We start from the raw sequence: 18,636 nt of genomic DNA, 5'->3' as shown, positions 1-18,636 counted from the left end.
ACTCCTGTTCACAGGGGACATGACAACCCGGAGCGGCGGGGGAGCGGGTGCCAGCACCGGGAGCTTCCGATTCTGCGCAGGAGCACCGCAGGCGCGTATCGGTGAAACCACCAGTCCCGGCCTTCCGGCAGGTATCAGCGGAACAGCTTGGCCAGTTCCACGCGGGACCGGACACCGAGTTTGGTGAAGATGTTGCGCAGGTGGTAATCGACGGTGCGGTGGCTGATGAACAACTGGGTCGCGATCTCCCTGTTGGTCGCGCCCTCGGCGACAAGGCGGGAGATCTCCGATTGCTGCGGGGTCAGTTCGGTGGTGCCGGTGGAACTCTCGCCACGTACGGGATCGCCGCACGCCCGCAGTTCCGCCTTGGTGCGCGAGACCCAGTGCCGCGCACCCGCTCCCTGGAAGATCTTCAGTGACTCCCGCAGATACTCCCTCGCCTGTCCCGGTTTCCGGTCCCGGCGCAACTGATGTGCGTAGAAGAGTTCGGTTCTGGCCAGTTCGAAACTCGTATCGCATTCGCGGTGCAACTGGATCGCCTCGAGGTAGTGCTCCGTCGCTTCCGCTGTGGTGTTCGCGAGCAGGGCGTGACAACGGTGCGCGAGCGCGCGTCGCGCGGGTCCTCCCGTACTGCTGGCCCAGCGGTCGAACGAGCCGAGTGCGCGCTCCGCTCTGCGCCGCTGACCACAGCGCACCGCGGCCTCGACGAATTGCGGTACCGCCATCGCCCTGATCGAGGAGTAGCGGTGGTTCTCGCCGGAGGAAAGCGGGCGTAACCGGTCCAGTGCGTCGGCGGGACGGCCGACCGCGAGGTCGGCGCAGGCCGCGGCCCAGGAACCGAACGCGCTCGGCCTGCCCAGCCCCCGCTCGGCGACACCGTGCGCGGCCGCGTCGAGCCGGATCGTGGCGGTCTCGTGGTCACCCCGCATCGCGGACAGCAGTGCGAGGATGCAGAGGTGGTCGATCGCGCAGTTGCGCTGTCCCAGCGCTTGTGCGGTGCGCAGGCCCTCCAGCGAGCTGCTGACCGCTGCCGAGTACCGGTCGGCGAGCATCGCCGCCATCGAGGCGTAGACCATCGCCCACGGCACCTGGGTCTGATTGCCGCTGGCTCGTGCGTGGGTCACGGCGCGCAGGGCGAGTTCGTGTGCGGTCGAGGACTCGCCGAGGGTGTAGGCGGCCTGGCTCGCGAGGATCTTCGCGACGGGATGCTCGGTGACACCGGCGAACGCGACGACCCTGCGCAGCGCCGCTTCGGCCTTGCCGTGCTCGCCACGGAAGGTCGACGCCATTCCCGCGAAGTGGTCGAGCACCAGTCCCGTCGCCGGTGTCTGCTCGGCGGTGCGCAGCCGCGCCGCGTCCTCGGCCGTGGCGACATATCCCGCGTTGTCCCCGGCCACGCAACTCGCCTCGCCCGCGAGCACGAGCGTTTCGACGGCCAGCGAGCGGTGCGTGTCAGCGAACTGCCGTGCCATGACGAGCAGCTCGCTGGCAGCGGCCGCTGGGAACCCGCTGCGTAGTTCGATCTCGCCGTTGAGCAGCGAGACGGCGCCGCGCAGCTCGGCCGATCCGGCCAGGGGTTCGGCCTCGGTGAGCAGTGCGCGGCAACGGCGCGGACGGCCCGCTGCCCAGTAGTCGGCCGACGCCGTGATCAGCCGCCGCGCCCTGTCCTCGCCGGGTGCGCCGAGGACAGCCGCGCGCTCGCTCGCCCTGGACGACGCGAGATAGTCGCGAGACTGTCGCGCCAACGCGGCCGCGTGGTCGAGTTCCGCCGCGATCCTCCTGGTGTCCTCATTCGCCAGCGCTGCCCTGTGCCAGGTCCAGCGGTACCTGTCGGTCTCGGGATCGGTGACTTCGGTGAGCAGGCGGTGCGCCTCCTGTGTCTCGCCAAGGTCGAGTTCCGCCCTGAGTACGCCGTCCAGCAGGCGCCCGCGTACCCGGGCGACCCCGTCGGTGACCACCAGCAGCCCCGCCCGCCGTCCCTCGTCGAGCCCGTCCGGTGCGATTCCCGCACTGGCGCAGGCCCGGAGCAGGACGTCGAGGCCGAGTGCACCGTCGACGGCCGTCATCGCCACGATCCTGCGGGCACCAGCGGAGAGCCGGACCAGCCTGCGCCGGATCGAGCGGCGCAACCTGCTGGTCGCGGGCAGGGATCGGGGCAGGGCCGCGAATGCGTCCGGGCCCTCGACGCCCAGCGCCTCGGCGACCTCGGTCAGGGCCAGCGGGTTCCCACAGCACAGGTCGATCAGCTGTCCACTGCGCTCGGTACCGAGGTCACGGCAGAGACGGTCCCGCAGGATCGCCTCCGCCGCGTCGTCGTCCAGTGGCCGGAGGTGGACACGGGGGATCCGGTCCAGCAGGTCGGCGCAGGGCCACTCGGGGCCCTGCTCGGCGGTGAACACGAGAACCGTCCGGGTGCCCTCGAGCCTGCGGGCGGTGAACGCCAGCGCCGACAGCGACGCGTGGTCGAGCAGTTGGGCGTCGTCGACAAGGCAGACGGTCACAGCGGCTTCCGGCGCTGTCGCGCTTTCGGTCAGCAGGTGGTGGACGGCGGCGTGCATGCCGAGATCGCCACTGCTGACGACGGGTCCGGCAGGGCAGGTGGGGCCGAGCGCGGGAGCGAGAGCGGTCCGATGTGCGACCGGCAGCCGCGCGATGTCCGCCGGTGCGGCCCGGAGCAGCCGATGCAATCCGGCGAACGGCAACGCGGACTCGGATTCGGCCCCGCAGGTGCCGAACAGGCGCGCCGAGGGCCAGGCCGACCGCAGTGCGTCCAGCAGTGTCGTACGCCCGGCTCCCGCTTCGCCGAGAATCACGACGGCGCTACCTTGCCCTTCGCGGGCGAGGTCGAGCCGGCCGGTCAGTCCGGCGAGCTGGGGAGCGCGGCCATGGACAGTGGGCGGCGGATCGGCCTGCGTGTCCATCCCGGTGGCCACCATGGGCGACAGTCTGGCTGGCCCGGCACACGGTGTCATCCCGCTGTACGTCGGGACCTTTCCAGGCCGGGGGACCTGACGTCCTGCTGCTCGCCGGGTCCCCCTGTGCCTCAGCCGTTCTGCTCGTCGCGCCAGGCGAGCCATTCGCGCAGCTGGCCGAGGTCGTAGTCCGGACCGCCGGTCGCCACGGTGAACATGGTGATCCCGAGATCGTGCAGCTGCGCCGCGGACTTCTCCGGGGAGCCCTCCACACCGACCGAACGCTCGATCTCGGCCGGGTCGCGCCCGACGTCGGCGCAGTGCTGGTCAAGGATCCGCACCTTGCGGGTGGCGGTCTCCACCTCACCGAAGCCGTGCCAGATGTCGGCGTGCCTGGCGACCAGCTTCAGGGTCTTCTTCTCGCCGCTTCCGCCGATCAGCACCGGGATCTTGCGGGTCGGCGGCGGGTTGAGCTTGGCGAACCTGCTCTCGATTCGCGGCAGCGCCTCGCCGAGATCGTCGATCCGCCTGCCCGCGGTACCGAACTCGTAGCCGTACTCGTCGTAGTCCTTCTCGAACCAGCCCGCGCCGATGCCGAGGACGAGCCTGCCATCGCTGATGTGGTCGACCGTGCGGGCCATGTCGGCGAGCAGTTCGGGATTGCGGTAGCTGTTGCAGGTGACCAGAGCGCCGATCTCGACTCGACTGGTCGATTCCGCCCACGCCCCGAGCATCGTCCAGCACTCGAAGTGCTTGCCCTCTGGCTCACCGGAGAGTGGGTAGAAGTGGTCCCAGTTGAAGAGGATGTCCACGCCGAGTTCCTCGGCTTCCGCGGCCGCGCGACGGATCGTGGCGTAGTCGGCGTGCTGTGGCTGAAGTTGCAGGCCGATTCTGATCGGCCTGTTGCCTGCTGAGGTCATGAGCGCAGGGTATCGAGTGTGCGTGGGTTCAGCCGGTCGATGCGGTGGCTCAGTTGGTGACGCGGGCAGCGGCGAGCCTGCCGGAGATGAGTACCGGCGGGATGCCGACCCCCGGGGTCGTGCCGCAACCGGCGAGTACCGCGTTGTCCACGCCGCGAACCAGATTGCGCGGCCGGAAGGGGCCGGTCTGGGCGAACGTGTGGGCCAGGGAGAACGGGGTGCCCGCGCTGAGCCCGCGCTCGGCCCAGTTCGCGGGCGTGACGACCTCGTCCACATCGAGGTCCGAGTCGAAGCCGGTCAGACCGCGAGCGGTGAGTGTGCCAAGCAGTTCCTCCCGGTAGCGAGGCCCCACCCTGGCCCAGTCGATCCGGCCGGTGATCAGGTTCGGTGCGGGGGCCAGCACCGAGATCGACTGACGCCCGTTCCCGCCACGACCCGGGTCGGTGGCGGTTGGCCGGGTCACCAGCAGCGAGGGATCGCTCATCAGGGTTCCGTCCCGGATGATCTCGGCGAAGGTCCTTCGCCACGCCGCACCGAAGAAGATCGTGTGGTGGTCCAGCTCGGGCCAGCTGTGTGCCGTACTTCCGTGCAGTACGACGGCCGATGGGGAGTACCTCAGTGGGCGCGCCCTGCGGGGACGGACGCCGAGTAGTTGATGTGCCGTGGCGAGTTCGGTGGCCAGTACGACGGCGTCGCACTCGATTCGTTCGCCCGCTGCCGTGCGAACCGCACGCACCCGGGACGAGATCCGCTCCAGCCACGCGGCGGATGTGCCGAGACGTACTCGCGCACCGGCGTCTTCCGCGGCCGCGGCCATGGCTCGCGCGATCATGCCCATGCCACCCATTGGGTAGTAGACCCCGCCGACGGTGTCCATATAGGAGATCACGCCGTACGCGGCGATCGCCCGCATCGGGTCGAGTCCGGCGTACAACGACTGGAAGGAGAACAACCGGCGCAGCCGCTCGTCCCGCAGGAAGCGACCGATATGCGGGCCGAGCCTGCCGAACCCGCCCAGAGCGGCCAACTTGGCCAGTTCCGGGCGTGCCAGATCGAGCGGGGAATCGAAGTTGGCTCCGATGAAGTGATCGCGCTGGGCGGCGTAGAGCGCACTCAGCCAGCGCCGCAGATCCCGGTAGCCCTCGGCTTCCCGTGCTCCGGCGACCGCGCGGATCTCGGTCTCCATCGCCTCGGCCCCCGTATGCAGCCGGATGGTGCTGCCGTCGGCGAAGTGGGCGCGGTACGCCGGGTCGAGCCGGGTCAGCCGGAGCCGGTCCGAAGTGTTCTCGCCGACCGCGGCGAACGCCTCGTCGAGCAGTTCGGGCATAGTGAGCACGCTGGCGCCGGTGTCCACGGAGTAGTCGGCACCGTCGCGTTGTGCGACCCGGCCGCCCGGATGCGGCTCACGTTCCAGGAGGGTCACCTGCCTGCCCGCACCCAGCAGGTGGAGGGTGGCCGACAGTCCGGCGAGGCCAGCACCGATCACCACCACATGGTCGGTGCGCCCCCTGACGGATCGTGCCATGGTCAGTAGTTCCTCTGGGTCGCACGCGCGGCGAGTTCGGCGAGCCGGGTGGCCGCCGGTTCGGTGAGTGCGGCCTGCTCCAAAGTGGTCAGCGCCGTGTCGGTGAGTTCGGTGATCCGCCGTTCGACGGCGTCGACGGCGCCGACGTCGAGGAGTGCCTGCCGGACGTCGTCCACGTCGGACTCGGTCAGTTCCGCGTTGCCCACGGACGCGGCGATGAGTTTGCCCTCGGCGTCTCGCCCCTGTTCGTCGGCACCACGCAAAGCGAGTGCGAGCAGCAGGGTGCGTTTGCCCTCGCGCAGGTCGTCACCGGCGGGTTTGCCGGTGACGGAGGGATCGCCGAACACACCCAGCAGGTCGTCGCGCAACTGGAAGGCGATCCCTAGGTCACCGCCGAGGTTCAGCAGTGTGCGGACCGTGGTTTCGCCGGCCCCGGCGAGGGCCGCGCCCAGGTGCAGTGGCCGCTGCACGGTGTAGGCGGCTGTCTTGAGCTTGTCGATCCGCAGTGCGGCTTCGATGGAGGTGTCACCGACGGCCTGGGTGTGCACGTCGAGGTATTGCCCGGCCATCACCTCGGTGCGCATCGCCCGCCATGCCGGCCGCGCCGCGGTGAGCGTCTCCGCGGGCAGTGCCGCGCCTGCGAACATGTCCTCGGCCCAGGCCAGTGCGAGGTCACCGATCAGGATCGCCGCCGAGAGCCCGAAGGTGGCCGCCGAGCCGAGCAGCCCCGCGTCGGCATGCCGTTTGGCGAAGGCCATGTGCACGGTCGGGGCGCCACGGCGGGAGTCCGACGAGTCCATGACGTCGTCGTGGATCAACGCGCACGCCTGGATCAGCTCCAGGCTGGCGACGGCCTGCAGCACTCCCTCGGCGTGCGGCCCTGCCGGATCGCCGCCTGCTCCTCGCCAGGCCCACCAGGCGAACGTCGGGCGCAGGCGCTTGCCGCCACCGAGGACGAAGGCGGACAGGGCGTCGAGGCCGGGCTCGAAGGCCGGTTCGGTGTCCCGGATGGCCGCACCGGCCTCGCGCACGAAGTCGTCGAGGACCCGTTCGACGTGAACGGGCAGGTCGGCGTCGTAGTCCGGCACAGTCATGTCCCTATCGTCACGGTTGTGCTGGCGGGACGCGATCTCGGGGTGGGCGCATGTGGCGGAAACGTCACCAGAGCCCGCGCTTTCCCGGGAAAGTGCGGGACTGGAGCTCGCACTTTCCCGGGAAAGTGCGATACCTGGCACGCGGCGGATTCTGTCGGTGGATTCGCGTAGGTTCGTGAGCATGGGAACTCTGGTCACGTTTCACGCCCATCCCGACGACGAGTGCATCGGTTGTGGCGGTGTCATGCGCAAGGCGTTCGAGGACGGGCATCGGGTGGTGCTCGTCGTCGCGACCCGTGGCGAGCACGGTGAGGTGGACGAGGGCTTTCTCACCGATGGGGAGCAGTTGTGGCAGCGGCGGGTCGCCGAAACCCAGGCCGCGGCGGAGATTCTGGGCGCCAAGCGCGTGGAGTTCCTGGGCTATGTGGACTCCGGGATGATGGGCGAGCCGACCAACGAGGCGCCGGGCTCGTTCTGGACGGCGTCGGTGGAGGAGGCGGCGCAGAAGCTCGCCGCCATCCTGCGCGAGGAGCAGGCGGATGTGCTGACCTGCTACGACGACAACGGCGGTTACGGGCATCCGGACCACATCCAGGTGCACCGCGTGGGCTTGCGTGCCGCCGAGATCGCCGGAACGCCCCGGGTGTACCAGGGCACCATGAACCGCGACAAGATGCTGCGCGGGATGGCCGAGTTCGCGAAGTCGGCCGCGGCGGCCGGAATCGAACTGCCCGACTTCGACGAGGCCGAGGGCCAGGAGTTCGGCAAGCCGGAGGCGGAGCTCACCGCGTCGGTGGATGTCCGGGCTTTCACCGAGCAAAAGCGCGCCGCCATGCGCGCACACGCCAGCCAGATCAGCGAGCAGTCGTTCTTCCTCGCGATGCCGGACGACGCGTTCACCGAAGCCTTCGGCACCGAATGGTTCATCCGGGAGGGGCAGGGACCGGGGATCACCGAGACGGATCTGATGGCCGGATTGTGACGCCGCCCTCCTGCTCTCAGCTGCTGGGAGCGGTGTCTCAGTAACCGGACCGCCGACTACGATGAGCGATATGACAACGGTGGTGGATCGGTTGCGGGGAGACGCGACCGTGTTCTCGGTCGAGTTCTTCCCACCGCGGGACGCCGCTGACGAAGAGATCCTCTGGCGGTCGATCCGGGAGCTGGAACCGTACGACCCGGCGTACATGTCGATCACCTACGGCGCGGGCGGGTCCAGCAGGGACGGCACCGTCCGCAGCATCGCCAGGGTCGCCACTGAGACGACACTGGTTCCGATGGCCCACCTCACCGCGGTGGGCCACTCCGTGGCCGAACTGCGCCACGTGATCGGTTCGTACGCCGCGGTCGGCGTGCGCAACATTCTCGCGCTGCGCGGCGATCCGCCAGGAGATCCGTACGGGGAATGGGTACCGCATCCGAACGGGCTGAACTACGCCGAGGAACTGGTCGAGCTGGTGCGCTCACTCGGCGACTTCTGCGTCGGCGTGTCGGCCTTTCCCTACGGACACCCGCGTTCGGCCGACCTGGACACCGACACGTTGCACCTGGTGCGCAAGTTCCGCGCAGGCGCGGACTTCGCGATCGCGCAGCTCTTCTTCGAGCCGGAGGATTTCCTGCGCCTGCGCGACCGCGTAGCCGCGGCCGGGTGTGAGGCATTGCTGATCCCCGGAATCATGCCGCTGACCACGCCCCGCACGCTCCGCAAGACAATCGAGCTTTCCGGGGCCAGCGCGCCCTCCGCCCTGCTGAACCGGCTGGAGCCGCTCACCGACGATCCGAAGGCGTTCCGTGCGGAGGGACTCGACGCGGTGACCGAGTTGTGCGAGCGGCTGATCGCCGAGGGAGTGCCGGATCTGCACTTCTACACGTTCAACCGGTCGAAGGCGACCAGGGAACTGGTGAGCAGGCTGGGCCTGGTGCCCGCTCGCGCGTAACTCGCGGGCGCTCGCGCGGGGGCGCGCGGTAGCGTGCCGATATGGCTTCTACCGAGGGCGTACACGACATTTGCGACCGGTTCGTCGACGACTACGCGGCGGCAGACCCCGTCGCGGCGACGTCGATCGGCGTCGCGGGCTACGACGACCAGCTCACCGACTACTCGCCGGAGGGCTACGCCGCACGCGCCGCGCTGGCCAAGCGCGCGCTGCGGGCGATCGAGGGGGTCGAGCCGCGGGACGCGGGTGAACGCGCCGCGAAGGCGGTGTTCACCGAGCGGGTCGGACTCCAGGTGGAGATCCACGAGGCCGGGCTGGAAATCGGCTCGCTCAACGTGATCGCCAGCCCGGTGCAGGAGATCCGGATGATCTTCGACCTGATGCCCCTGGACACCGCCGAGCAGTGGGGCAACGTCGCCGCACGGCTGGGCAAGGTGCCTGAGGCGCTGGACGGGGTACGCGCTTCCCTGCTCGCAGCCGCGGAGGCCGGAACCGCACCCGCGCTGCGGCAGGTGAGCAAGGTCGCCGAGCAGGCCGAGACCTGGGCTGGCCTGCATGGTGCGACCGGCTACTTCGACAATCTCGTCTCGGGTGCGTCGGACGTGCCGGACTCGCTGCGCGCCGAGTTGCGCGCGGGAGCCGGTGCCGCACAGGAGGCCTATGCCGAGCTCGCAGGGTTCCTCCGGGCCGAGCTCGCGCCGCTCGCTCCGACCAAGGACGCCGTCGGTGAGGACGTCTACCGGTTGTGGTCGCGCTACTTCACCGGTGCCGCTCTCGATCTCCGGGAGGCCTACGAGTGGGGCTGGGCCGAGTTCGCCAGGGTCGAGCGCGAGGCCAAGGAGGTCGCCGAGCGGATCAAACCGGGAGCGACCCTCGCCGAGGCAGCCGCAGCCCTCGACGCCGACGACCGGTACAGCGTCCACGGCAAGCGTGGACTCGAGCAGTGGATGCAGAACCTCTCCGACGACGCGCTGAAGTCGTTGCGGGGAACCCACTTCGACATTCCCGACGAGTTGATGGCGCTGGAATGCAAGATCGCGCCCCCCGGCGGTGGCGTCGGCGCCTACTACAGCGGGCCGAACGAGGACTTCTCCCGTCCCGGTTGCATGTGGTGGTCGGTTCCGGCGGAGAAGGAGGAGTTCTCCACCTGGCGGGAGGTCAGCACGGTCTATCACGAGGGTGTGCCAGGTCATCACCTGCAGATCGCGACCTCCGTGCACCAGGCGGCGACGCTGAACAAGTTCCAGCGGCTGATGGCTTTCACCTCGGGGCACGCCGAGGGCTGGGCGCTCTACGCCGAGCGGCTCATGCAGGATCTGGGCTACCTCGGTGACGACGGCAACCTGCTGGGCATGCTCGACGCGCACCTGTTCCGCGCGGCACGGGTCGTCGTGGACATCGGCATGCACCTGGAACTGGAGATCCCGGAGGGCACCGGGTTCCACGAGGGCGAGCGGTGGACCCCTGAGCTCGGTCTCGAGTTCATGCTGACCAGGACGATCACCGACGCGGACCATGTGCGCGACGAGATCGATCGCTACCTCGGCTGGCCTGGCCAGGCGCCCGCGTACAAGCTAGGTGAGCGGATCTGGCTCGCGGCGCGTGACGAGGCGGAGCACAGGGCCGGGGATTCCTTCGACCTCAAGGACTTCCACACCAGGGCGCTCCGGCTCGGCGGGATGGGGCTGGACACGTTGCGAGAGCAGCTAGCCGAGCTGGAATGAGGTAGGAGCCAGCCGAACGAGAAGTCCGTGCCCGCCCGAGGTGGTTCGCCGACGGCGGGCACGGACCGTGACCTGGGTAGAGTGCGGAACATGCGCCGAGTTTTTCTTTCCACCCCACCGCCACGCTCCTGAGCGGGGCGTAGCTGTGTGAGTCCGCCGTGCGGCGTCCATGCCGCACGGCGTTTCGGTGATCCTTCACCCGCGGACGCCCCGCGTCGTCGTAGTCCTTTCCTCCTTCGACGCTGGAGCGTTCATTCATGTCTGCTGTCGTTGTATCCGCACGTCCCGAGGCGAAATCCGCCGCGATGCTGCTGGCCGCCGGGGTGCTCTGGGGCACAGGTGGTCTCGCGGGTTCCCTGCTGGCCGCCCGTGGCGGCCTGCATCCGCTGTCGATCGCCACCTACCGCCTGCTGCTCGGCGGTTTCCTCACCGTGCTGTTGCTGGCCGCCACCGGTGGGCTGCGCGGGCTGGTCCGTACCCCGGAGGTCCTGCGCCGGATCCTGCTTGCCGGCTCACTGCTCGCCGTGTTCCAGGCGAGCTACTTCATCGCCATGGTCCTGACCTCCGTGAGCGTCGCGACCATGGTCACCATCGGCAGTGTGCCGGTGTTCGTCGCGGTCTCCACGGCGTTGACCGAGCGGCGCAGGCCGGCCAACTCGGCCATCGCTTCCCTGCTCGCCGCACTGCTCGGCCTGGTGCTGCTCACCTGGTCGCCCGGTGCGGCGGGCGACCAGGCGCAGCTGCTGGCCGGGCTGGTGTTCGCATTGCTGGCAGGTGGCGGGTTCGCCGCGCTGACATTGTTCACCCGGCATGCGGTGGCCGGGCTGGATCCGCTGCGCACCACCGCTTTCGGCTGCCTCGCCGGTGGCCTGCTGTTGCTGCCGTTCGCCCTGTGGCTCGGGATGTGGTTGCCCGTCGATCCCGAAGTGGTGGCACTGGCGCTCTATCTCGGTGCGGTACCGACGGCACTGGCCTATGCGGCGTATTTCGGGGGGCTGCGCGGCGCCCACCCGGTACTCGCGGCACTGGCCGCCCTGCTCGAGCCGCTGACCGCCGCCCTGCTGGCGGCGGTGCTGCTCGACGAGCGGCTCGGTGTGACCGGGTGGTGCGGTGCCGGGCTACTGGTTCTCGCCCTTGCGGTGAGTTACTGGCGGCCGCGGCACTGAGCGGGCCGGGTCTCCGGTTCCGGATACGCCTTCGCGGACCTGGAGCCGGAGACCCCGGCGGGCCGCCGCCCTGTCGATGATCGAGCCGCTGTGCCAGCCAGAGGGTGTGTCGCCCGCCAGTAACCGCCCCCGCAGCCGCGGTGCGTTGCGGGCATGACGGGTGAACGACCACCCCAGCAGCACCCGGCCCCTGGCGCGCTGTCCGGCCAGTGCGGCTTCCGGGGTGCAGTCGAGCCAGAGCAGGTGGCGGGTGCGGCCGGTGAGTGCGCCGAGCGCGCGAAAGGCCGTCCTGGCCAGTGGGCCGGTGGCCGGATCGTGGACGACGAGCGGCCCCGCGGCGCCGAAGGCCCCGGCCACCAGCCGGGCCAGTTGCAGCAGGTGCACGAACGGGCGGTACCAGGAGTACGGCGTCCCGGCGGGCAACAGCCGGCGCAGCCGGGCCCGTACCTGGTCGGCGTCGAGGACGGTGACCGGCACATCCGCCTCCAGCCCGCGCAGCAAGGTGCTCTTGCCCGCGCCGGGGAGGCCACCGACCACCAGCAGTGAGCGGCGTTCGATCCGCACCGCCACCCTGTCGTAGGTGGCCGGGTCAACGCGAGTGGTCTCTGTGCCTGTCATGCAGCGACCAACGAAGGACACGCCCGTTCGCGTTCCGGATCCCGCACGGATCACTCCGCTGCGCGGCAGACGGTTCACGGTTGGTGCCGGTATGTCCCCAATGTGGCGTTGGGGAACTTGAACGTCCCCAATGCCACATTGGGGACATCACGCCCTGCGCCCAGGCGTCGCAGGGCCGATCAGTCGAGTGGGAGAGTGCGGCCGAGAATCGCGAACGGGCGGGGGTCCCCGACGAAGTGGTAGTTGCGCAGGACGTCGACGAACCCGAGCCTGCGGTACAGCTTCCAGGCTCTGGTCGGGCCCTCCGGGGTGGACAGCAGCACGTGCCGGTGTGGCACGTCCTCCATCAGCATGCGCAGGAGGTCCTCGCCGATGCCTCGCGCCTGGTTCTCCGGATGCACGTGGATCTCGGTGAGCTCGTAGTAGTCATCCAGCCAGTCGGGGTCCGCCGTGCCCGTGTTGCCCGCTGAGGCCGCGCTGCCTGCCTCCGCGAGGCCACGCCGCACCTGCTCGTGCCACCACTGGCCGGGACTGCCCCGGTAGCCGTAGGCGAGACCGGTCATCCTGCCCTCGCCGTCCAGCGCCGCGACACAGCGCCAGCCCTCGCGCAGCACGTGGGTCAGCCACATCGGCGCCCGCTGCTCGGCTGTGCCCTGCGGATAGTTCATCGCCGCGACGTAGAGCCCCAGCGCCTCGCGCAGGCGTACCCGGAAGTCCTCGGCCGAGAGTTCGACCAGCCGAGTGCGCTCGGACGGCATCGCGGTCACCGCCGCGCACCGTCCGTGCCAGCCGCGAGACCTGCGGCGCCCGCCACGTCCGCGGGCGTGCCGTTGGTGAGTTCCAGCAGCGCCCGGTAGGTGGTCGGGAAGATGGACTTGGCGTGCCCCGCGGCGGCCCAGACCACGTCGTACTGCTCCAGTGCGTTGTCGACGAGGGTCTTCATGGGGTGCGGATGTCCCACGGGGGCGACTCCGCCGATCACCTGACCGGAGTGGGCCTTGACGAACGCCGGGTCGGCCTTGCCGACCGTGTCGGCGCCGGCCAGCAGGGCCAGTGCGCCGGTGTCCGCGCGGTGGGCGCCCGAGGTCAGCGCCAGCAGCGGGAACTCACCGGCGGCTCCCTCGGCCCGGAACACGAGGCTGTTGGCGATAGCGCCCGGTTCGACGCCCAGTGCCTCGGCGGCCTGCACCGCCGTGCGTACTTCGGCAGGCAGGATCTGGATTCCCTCTGCCGCCTCGTGCTGTCCGGCCTCGGCCAGTGCGGCGGCGACCTTCGCGACGGCGGGATGGTCGAGCGTGCTCATGAGGTTATGAGACCACGGACACCGCTGCGGGTGCGATGTGCATCGCATGGACGCGGGGTTGAGTCCGGGGCGATCCCGGGTTAGTCTGGCTATGTTCGAACATACGTTCGACGTACGGTGAGTGCTCACTGGTCGGGCGCCCGGGGCAGGGGCGGGGGAAGCGTCTCTGCCCCGGGCCCCTTCACCGTCCCGGTGCTCGCCGCGCATTCCGCCAAGGGTGCGCAGGCCGAACAGGAGGAGGCCGCCATGTCCGTCGCGATCACGGCCCGTGAGCAACTCGGTCGTTCCGGCCGTGCCGGTCACCCCGGCCGCGCTGTGCAGCCGGCGCTTCCGATGCGCTGGCAGCCGCCTGTCTCACCGGCGGCGGTGTCCCTGCTGACCCAGGCGCAGCGTGGTCTTGCCGAAGCCGTCGGCGAGACCGATCCGGTCCACCGGTTCATCTCCTCGTACCTTTCCGCCCTGCGTGCCGCGGCAGCGGTGCTCTCGGCAAAGGGACGCCCGCATCGTGGCCGCGCCCGACCGGCCAGTGTGTGGGTGCTGCTCGAGGCGGAGGCACCCGAACTCGGCGAGTGGGCCACCTACTTCGCCGCCAACTCGGCGACACAGGCGGCCGCGCAGGCGGGCAACACGCGAAAGGTCACCGAGGAACTGGCCGACGAGCTGGTGCAGCGCACACGGCAGTTCCTCGAACTGGCACGGCGCGCGGTGTACCCGGAGCCAACGGAGCGTTCCGCCGAGCAGGTCAGGAACGCCCCGTGCCCCGCACCAGGGCGAAGGCGAACGCGGGGCTAGACATGTCAGGTCAGTCAGTGATCGAGCACGGCAGGCTGCTCGAGGTGCTCGGTATCGAGGGCGAACTGCTTGCCGATCTCGCCCACCGGACTCCGGACGGCACCGCCGTGCCCGCCTGCCCCGGCTGGACGACGGGGGAACTCACCAGACACGTGGGCAGCGTTTACCGGGCCACGCTGGCCTGGCTCGCCGAGGGAGCGCGTCCGCGGCGATGGCAGCGGGAGCCGGGTGAAGGCCAGCCGGCGGAGGAGTACCTGCGGGAGGGGCTGGCGGCACTGCGAGCCGAGCTGGAGCGGCACGACCCGGCCGAGCGGGCCGCGTCCTGGTGGCCTGCCGACCCCACCTACGGCTTCTGGCGCAGGCGGATGGCACACGAGACCACCGTGCACCGGATCGATCTGCAACGGGCCGCCGCGACGCCCTTCGCGGACACACCGGACGACATTCCGGATGACGTCGCGGTCGACGGGGTGGACGAGATGCTCTGTCTGTGGTTCGGGCAGCGGCTGCCGATGCTCGGGATGACCGGGACCCGCACCGGAACGGTCGCCGTGCGAACGGCGGGGCACAGCTGGATCGCCCGTGCCGGAACTACCGAGACGCTCGCCTGGCGCTGTTCGGAACGGGAGACGGAGAACGCGGACGTCGTCGTCACTGGTCGGCCTGCCGAGGTCTACCTGTGGCTCTGGGGCAGGGCAGGGCCGTGGTCACTGGACTCTGTGGACGGTGACTACGACGCGGCGGGTCAGCTGTGGGCCTTGCTGCGGCTGGCGACCCGGTAGGGTCCGTTCGTGCCCAGCCGGTTCGCGCAAATTGAGATCGACGTTCCCGATCCGGGTGGTGCGGCCGAATTCTGGGCCGCGCTGCTCGGCTGGTCCATCGAGCACGCCTCGGCCGACTATGCGGGACTCAGGGCGCCGAGTGGGCGCGGACCATGGTTGGAGTTCGTCCGGGATCCCGCCGTACGGCAGGGACGCAACCGGTTGCGCCCTGTCCTGCTGGCCGGGGATACCGACGACGCGATCGGCTCGGCGGACCCGGAGGGCAACGACATCGTCCTTCTCGCCTGATCCCGGCTGCCTCGCACTTTCCCGGGAAAGTGCGAGACGACGAACGGGGCCCCGCCGGGATTGATCGGCGGAGCCCCGTTCTGGTCGTACTCGTACCGCGTTCTGCGCCTACCGCTACGCGGTGACGTTCTCGACGATGACGTCACCGGAACCGACGAGCACGTTCTCGTCGGTCCGCACCTCGACGTTGCCGAGCAGGACACGTCCCGCTGATGGCGTCGTCTTCGGCGTCACGGTGCCGGTCACCGTCCACTCTGAACCACCGGGACGCAGTGCGTCGGAGTCGTCCACCGCGATCGACCCGAACGCCTCGCCACTGAACACGTCGAGGTAGGAGAACGTGGTGGTGCCCGCGGGGACCGCGTAGCCCTGCACAAGGACGATCCAGTTGCCGGCGGCCGGGTTGTTGATCACAACCTGCTCCTCCGAGTCGCCGTCGGCGCTCTGGCCGGCCAGGCTGCAGCTTCCGCTGGTGCAGTTGTACACGGCCAGGTCGAGATCCGCGCCGACGTCGGAGGTGCTGCCGATGCGCGCCTTCAGCTGGCTCGCGCCCGCCTTCACCGCCACCTGGTACTGCTGCTGCTCGCCATCACCGATGCTCGGGGTGGCGACCTTCGCGCTGCCCAGGTTCGTCCCGGTCGCCCTGCCGGTGATCGGGCCGAACTGGTTCTTCAGCGTGTACTCCCGTGCCACGGGCGAGCCCAGCGTCGCGGACTCGATCGTGTCCGGGCTCGGCGATACCGAGGCACCGAGTACCGACGTCGTCAGGCTGTAGGGCGCGAACGCGGTGTCGGAGGTCCGGCGGGCCTCCACCACGATCTCCCACACACCAGGAGTCGGGTTGCTGACGGTCCGGCTGGTCGGGTTGCCCGCACAGCTCCCGTTGGGCGTGACCACCGGGTTGTAGCAGCTCAGCGAGGAGTTGCTGTCAACGCCGACACCGTAGGGGTGGAACCGCAGGAAGCGCACCTGTCCGGCACCGGGCGTCGTACCGCCCGCGTCCAGGTCGATCTTCAGCGCGGGGGTGTTCGGCTCGACCCTGACGAAGAAGCTCTTGGTCTCGTTACGACCGATCTCACCGCCGTGCCGCAACGAGAACCCGTTGGCCGCGGTGAAGTCCTGCGCCGCGATCACCGTGTTCAGCGTCTGGAAGTCCCGCCCGGTCGTGGTCGGGCTGTCCAGGTTCAGGATCGCCGAATGGGCACCCTCCGAACGCGGATTCACCGTGACCCTGAACTTGGTGGCGTATCCCTTGCGCAGCTGGACGGTGTTCGGTGAGCTGAACGTGCCGTCATTACCCACCCAGTTCGCCCGATAGGTGATCGGGTGGTCCGGGCCGGAGTTACGGGTCAAGGTGTACTCGCGGACGAAACGGTCGCCCGCCTTGACGCCTTCCCTGTCATGGATGCCGACGCCGACACCTGGAGTGGCGAGGAAATCCGACAGCGAGGTGTTCACCGGCACCGAGGAGCTGATGTCGACGGTGTCCACGCCTGCCTTGAGCTGGTTCCACGCCTTCTTCACGTCGATCAGGCCGTTGCCCTGCTCGTAGGCCTGGTAGCCGTCGATGAACCGGGCAGTGCCACTCATCGCCGAGCGCAGCTGCGCCGGCTTGTGCTCCACGCCGCGAGCCTTGGCTGCGCTCACGAGCAGCGCCGCTGCGCCAGCGGCCTGCGGGGAGGCCATCGACGTGCCGTTGAACATGGCGTAACCCGGCGGCAGGGCATAGGTGCCCGGGACCGGACCACCTGCCTGCCAGGTCGGCACCGGCGAGATCGCCGATCCCGGTGCGATGATGTTCGGCTTGAAGCCACCGTCCTCCCGCGGCCCCCGCGAGGAGAAGCTGTGCAGGTTGTCCACGGCGGCGGAATCCGAGCCGTAGTTGCGCTGCCAGGTGGACTTGCTGATGTAGGAGCCGACGCTCATCACCTTGCCCGCGACCGAAGGGTCGCCGACGGTGTTCGCCCCGGAGCCGGAGTTGCCGGCCGAGATGAACATCTGCACGTCGTAGGTGTCGATCAGCCGGTCGTAGAGCTCCGCGCGGGCGTTGTTGCCGTCGTTGAGCGCGGGCAGGCCGCCGATCGACATGTTGATCACGTCGACGTTCGCGTCGCGCGCGGCGTAGATCATGCCCTCGAGCAGTGCGTGGCTGGTGCAGCCCGCGACGAACAGGCAGACCCGCACCGACACCAGCTTCGCGCCGGGAGCCGCGCCGCTCATCTCGCCGCCGAACATGCTGTTGCCCGCGACGATGCCGCCGACGTGCGAACCGTGCGCGCCGGAGACGATGCCGATATTGACGACGTTGTTGGCCGGGTCGGTCTGGACCACGAACGGCATGGCCTCGCGAACCGGAGTGGCCTCGTTGTCCGTGCCGAACGTGCCCACGTCGTGCTTGACCTTGTAGTCGGTCATCGGCTTGTCGTCGGTGAAGTCCTGGTTCTGGTTGGCGTCCACCCAGACGGTTCCGGTGGCCGAGTCCCAGAGCACGCCGAAGGTGCCGGAGCTGCCCGCCGGGTTGCCGTCCCGGTTGACGTCGTTGCCGACCTCGCCGCCGAGACGGGGGTCGCGCTCGTCGAAGACGCCGAACCGGTAGTCGCCCGAGGGGGCGTTGTACTCCTGGCCGGCCGCGCTGAAGGCACCGCCCGCGACCTCAGTGTTCATGTTGACCCACGTCGGGTCGTTGTCGTTGTTGACGCCCCCGGTGAACCGGCCGTCGGTGTAGGTCACCCAGTCGGTGATCTTGCGCTCGCCGGTGCTCGTGGTGTTCAGCGAGGGGTGGTCGAGGTCGACGCCGGTGTCGATGATTCCGACGGTCGTGCCGCGGCCGTCCCACGCCGGGTGCTTGTCGGTGAACTGGGCGGCGCCAGTGTCACCGGTCGGCATGTACGGGTTGTTCTTCGGGGTGTCCGCGCCGGGCTGTGGCTGCGGCGCTGGGGGAACCTCGCCCTCCGGGCGCGGGTCGGGCAGCGGCACCTCGTCGTCCACGTCGAGCGCGTCGACACTGGACAGTGCCGCGACTCGCTTGACGTCGTCCACCGGCACCTCGGCGCGGACGTAGCCGAGCTCGTCGGCCCGGTACTCCACCTTGGCGCCTGCGCGCGTCAGTTCGTCGGCGCCGCGGGCCGCCTGGCCCGGTTCGGTCGCGACCAGCACGCTGACGGTGCGCTTGCCGCCCTGCTTCGCCTTGGCGAGCAGTTCCTCGTCCTTCTTGCTGATGCCGGGTTCTTCAGCCGGGGCCGGGTCGGCGGCTGCCGTGACCGGCAGGCTGGTGAGCACCGCGCCGGCTACCGCCGCGCTGAGTGCCATCCCTAAGGCGGCCCGGCCGCGCCGGCGCCATCCACGTGGGGTCATACCACGTCCTTCCTCGACGGGTTGGTGAGCGACTTCGGCGAACCCGCTTCGCCCCGACAGGGCTCTCCGAAGGCAACGGCCAGCCACGCGTCCCCGTTCAGGTGAACGCGCAGCGGGCTGTGACGGAGTGTTATCGACGATGTGGATATTGGCTAGCGTCCAACCGAGCTATTGCGGGTTCTGTTTCGACATCGAGACCCGACTTTCTGCCCATTGCCATC

At 69.6% G+C, this 18,636-nt stretch carries 15 protein-coding genes; 7 read left to right on the top strand and 8 right to left on the bottom strand.

Features of this window, described 5'->3' with window-relative positions; all coding sequences use genetic code 11:
- Positions 1-134: 134 nt before the first annotated feature.
- The 4 genes from D0C15_RS07825 to D0C15_RS07810 all read right to left on the bottom strand — a co-directional run bounded on the left by D0C15_RS07825 (position 135) and on the right by D0C15_RS07810 (position 6,451).
- Positions 135-2,936: a helix-turn-helix transcriptional regulator gene (locus D0C15_RS07825; RefSeq protein ID WP_162829944.1), complete on the bottom strand. Its 2,802-nt coding sequence runs from the start codon at positions 2,934-2,936 to the stop codon at positions 135-137.
- 107 nt (positions 2,937-3,043) lie between these two features.
- Entirely contained in the window at positions 3,044-3,832 is a 789-nt protein-coding gene (locus tag D0C15_RS07820; RefSeq protein WP_116042166.1) for an LLM class F420-dependent oxidoreductase, read from the bottom strand.
- A 49-nt stretch (positions 3,833-3,881) separates the two neighbouring features.
- A complete protein-coding gene (gene crtI / locus D0C15_RS07815; RefSeq protein WP_116042164.1) occupies positions 3,882-5,357 on the bottom strand; it encodes a phytoene desaturase family protein in 1,476 nt (491 codons plus the stop codon).
- Between the two features lie 2 nt (positions 5,358-5,359).
- On the bottom strand, positions 5,360-6,451 hold the full coding sequence (locus D0C15_RS07810) for a polyprenyl synthetase family protein (protein ID WP_116042161.1): 1,092 nt from the start codon (positions 6,449-6,451) through the stop codon (positions 5,360-5,362).
- Between the two features lie 181 nt (positions 6,452-6,632).
- On the opposite strand from D0C15_RS07810, the gene D0C15_RS07805 reads away from it, so the two are divergent.
- The 4 genes from D0C15_RS07805 (at position 6,633) to D0C15_RS07790 (ending at position 11,278) form a co-directional block, all read left to right on the top strand.
- Positions 6,633-7,433, top strand: a complete 801-nt coding sequence (locus tag D0C15_RS07805; RefSeq protein ID WP_116042159.1) for a PIG-L family deacetylase — start codon at positions 6,633-6,635, stop codon at positions 7,431-7,433.
- Between the two features lie 70 nt (positions 7,434-7,503).
- Positions 7,504-8,388: a methylenetetrahydrofolate reductase gene (locus D0C15_RS07800; RefSeq protein WP_116042156.1), complete on the top strand. Its 885-nt coding sequence runs from the start codon at positions 7,504-7,506 to the stop codon at positions 8,386-8,388.
- 41 nt (positions 8,389-8,429) lie between these two features.
- Complete coding sequence (locus D0C15_RS07795) at positions 8,430-10,112, top strand: DUF885 domain-containing protein (RefSeq protein WP_116042153.1); 1,683 nt, start codon at positions 8,430-8,432, stop codon at positions 10,110-10,112.
- Positions 10,113-10,369: 257 nt separating this feature from the next.
- Positions 10,370-11,278 carry a DMT family transporter gene (locus tag D0C15_RS07790; protein WP_116042151.1) on the top strand — a complete coding sequence of 303 codons (909 nt, stop codon included), beginning with the start codon at positions 10,370-10,372 and terminating at the stop codon, positions 11,276-11,278.
- On the opposite strand, the gene D0C15_RS07785 is transcribed toward D0C15_RS07790, so the two are convergent.
- The 3 genes from D0C15_RS07785 to D0C15_RS07775 form a co-directional block, all read right to left on the bottom strand.
- Positions 11,231-11,896, bottom strand: a complete 666-nt coding sequence (locus tag D0C15_RS07785; protein WP_116042148.1) for a P-loop nucleotide/nucleoside kinase family protein — start codon at positions 11,894-11,896, stop codon at positions 11,231-11,233. The two genes, D0C15_RS07790 and D0C15_RS07785, sit on opposite strands and share 48 nt — an antisense overlap.
- A gap of 179 nt (positions 11,897-12,075) precedes the next feature.
- Entirely contained in the window at positions 12,076-12,663 is a 588-nt protein-coding gene (locus tag D0C15_RS07780; RefSeq protein WP_162829943.1) for a GNAT family N-acetyltransferase, read from the bottom strand.
- Positions 12,660-13,199: a YbaK/EbsC family protein gene (locus D0C15_RS07775; RefSeq protein WP_116042145.1), complete on the bottom strand. Its 540-nt coding sequence runs from the start codon at positions 13,197-13,199 to the stop codon at positions 12,660-12,662. Before D0C15_RS07775 ends, D0C15_RS07780 begins: the two co-directional genes overlap by 4 nt.
- Positions 13,200-13,316: 117 nt before the next feature.
- Between D0C15_RS07775 and D0C15_RS07770 the strand changes: the two genes are divergently transcribed.
- From D0C15_RS07770 to D0C15_RS07760, 3 genes are read left to right on the top strand one after another with little or no spacing between them, the layout of a single operon-like run.
- Complete coding sequence (locus tag D0C15_RS07770) at positions 13,317-13,991, top strand: SAV_6107 family HEPN domain-containing protein (protein ID WP_245975625.1); 675 nt, start codon at positions 13,317-13,319, stop codon at positions 13,989-13,991.
- A 2-nt stretch (positions 13,992-13,993) separates the two neighbouring features.
- Entirely contained in the window at positions 13,994-14,773 is a 780-nt protein-coding gene (locus tag D0C15_RS07765) for a maleylpyruvate isomerase family mycothiol-dependent enzyme (RefSeq protein ID WP_116042388.1), read from the top strand.
- A 9-nt stretch (positions 14,774-14,782) separates the two neighbouring features.
- Complete coding sequence (locus D0C15_RS07760) at positions 14,783-15,061, top strand: VOC family protein (protein WP_116042142.1); 279 nt, start codon at positions 14,783-14,785, stop codon at positions 15,059-15,061.
- Between the two features lie 114 nt (positions 15,062-15,175).
- On the opposite strand, the gene D0C15_RS07755 is transcribed toward D0C15_RS07760, so the two are convergent.
- A complete protein-coding gene (locus D0C15_RS07755) occupies positions 15,176-18,415 on the bottom strand; it encodes a S8 family serine peptidase (protein WP_211323113.1) in 3,240 nt (1,079 codons plus the stop codon).
- Positions 18,416-18,636: the final 221 nt, after the last annotated feature.

The organism is Amycolatopsis palatopharyngis (assembly GCF_003385185.1).
GTDB classification, from domain to species: domain Bacteria; phylum Actinomycetota; class Actinomycetes; order Mycobacteriales; family Pseudonocardiaceae; genus Amycolatopsis; species Amycolatopsis palatopharyngis.
This window is presented reverse-complemented; position numbering and strand designations above follow the sequence as displayed.

Coding starts and splice junctions, on each gene's coding strand:
- D0C15_RS07825 (WP_162829944.1), bottom strand. CDS start 2,936: ATGGTGGCCACCGGGATGGACACGCAGGCCGATCCGCCGCCCACTGTC.
- D0C15_RS07820 (WP_116042166.1), bottom strand. CDS start 3,832: ATGACCTCAGCAGGCAACAGGCCGATCAGAATCGGCCTGCAACTTCAG.
- D0C15_RS07775 (WP_116042145.1), bottom strand. CDS start 13,199: ATGAGCACGCTCGACCATCCCGCCGTCGCGAAGGTCGCCGCCGCACTG.
- D0C15_RS07755 (WP_211323113.1), bottom strand. CDS start 18,415: ATGACCCCACGTGGATGGCGCCGGCGCGGCCGGGCCGCCTTAGGGATG.
- D0C15_RS07810 (WP_116042161.1), bottom strand. CDS start 6,451: ATGACTGTGCCGGACTACGACGCCGACCTGCCCGTTCACGTCGAACGG.
- crtI (WP_116042164.1), bottom strand. CDS start 5,357: ATGGCACGATCCGTCAGGGGGCGCACCGACCATGTGGTGGTGATCGGT.
- D0C15_RS07800 (WP_116042156.1), top strand. CDS start 7,504: ATGACAACGGTGGTGGATCGGTTGCGGGGAGACGCGACCGTGTTCTCG.
- D0C15_RS07765 (WP_116042388.1), top strand. CDS start 13,994: ATGTCAGGTCAGTCAGTGATCGAGCACGGCAGGCTGCTCGAGGTGCTC.
- D0C15_RS07805 (WP_116042159.1), top strand. CDS start 6,633: ATGGGAACTCTGGTCACGTTTCACGCCCATCCCGACGACGAGTGCATC.
- D0C15_RS07790 (WP_116042151.1), top strand. CDS start 10,370: ATGTCTGCTGTCGTTGTATCCGCACGTCCCGAGGCGAAATCCGCCGCG.
- D0C15_RS07795 (WP_116042153.1), top strand. CDS start 8,430: ATGGCTTCTACCGAGGGCGTACACGACATTTGCGACCGGTTCGTCGAC.
- D0C15_RS07785 (WP_116042148.1), bottom strand. CDS start 11,896: ATGACAGGCACAGAGACCACTCGCGTTGACCCGGCCACCTACGACAGG.